This window comes from Methylobacterium sp. C33D, from assembly GCF_053345825.1.
In genome coordinates, this window is sequence record NZ_JBKFAV010000136.1 from 1 (window position 1) to 410 (window position 410).

Here is a 410-nt window from a genome sequence, read left to right on the forward strand (position 1 = left end):
CGTGCCGCGCCGCCGCCGGTGTTCACGCCGGTGCCGGTGTTCACCTGGACCGGCTTCTACGTCGGCGTGAACGCCGGCTACGGCTTCGACGCCAACAGCCGCAACACCACCAACTACGCCCTGCGCGGCGGCACGCTGGCGAACTCGCCCGACACCAACGCGGTGGTCAGCGTCAACAACCGCAGCAGCAACAATGGCTTCTCGGGCGGCGCCCAGATCGGCTACAACTGGCAGCTGACCCCGGGCTCGGGCGTCGTGATCGGCTTCGAGGCCGACGCCCAGTACGTCGACTTCGCCCGCCGCGCCAACGGCACGCTCAACTATGGGCTTGCCGGCACCCCGGGCTTCGCCTTCTCGGCGCCGCGCGCCTACGTGGCGACCAGCGGCAACGGCCTGGATTACTTCGGCAC

General features: G+C 70.0%; 1 pseudogene. It reads left to right on the forward strand.

Features of this window, described 5'->3' with window-relative positions:
* Positions 1-410 (forward strand): annotated as a pseudogene (locus ACLBXO_RS31735) (porin family protein); the annotation flags it as partial.